This is a genomic window from Pseudomonas sp. 86_A, assembly GCF_017491705.1.
Lineage (GTDB): Bacteria > Pseudomonadota > Gammaproteobacteria > Pseudomonadales > Pseudomonadaceae > Aquipseudomonas > Aquipseudomonas koreensis.
This window is the reverse complement of the sequence record NZ_JAFGYS010000209.1, coordinates 1-429: the sequence shown is the minus strand read 5'-3', so window position 1 is coordinate 429 and position 429 is coordinate 1. Positions and strand designations below refer to the sequence as shown.

General features: G+C 69.0%; 1 protein-coding gene. It reads left to right on the top strand.

What is annotated here, in order from left to right; translation table 11 throughout:
• A partial coding sequence (locus J5M57_RS28710; RefSeq protein ID WP_279381976.1) for a carbonic anhydrase occupies positions 1–429 on the top strand: 429 nt, incomplete at both ends.

Here is a 429-nt window from a genome sequence, read left to right as displayed (position 1 = left end):
CTGCACAACCGCCGCGTCGGGCTCGCGGACAACTGGCTGCACCACGTGCAGGACGTGCGCGAAAAGCACGCGGCGCTGCTCGAGGACTGGCCGCTCGGCGAAGCGCGCTACCGGCGGCTGATCGAGCTCAACGCGATCGAGCAGGTGGTCAACGTGTGCCGCACGACGATCGTCAACGACGCGTGGGCGCGCGGCCAGCCGCTTACCGTGCACGCGCTCGTGTACGGCGTGCACGACGGCCGGATGCGCAATCTCGGGATGGCCGTGTCGCATGCCGAGCAGCTCGATGCGACGTACCGCCGCGCGGTCGCCGCGCTTTCGGCAAGCGGCGCGCATTCGGCGGACAATGACGTCGTGGCGGCCGACGCGGCGCAACTCGCCGGCGCGGTCGATCTCATTGCCCAAACCATCAAGGAGACGAAACATGAC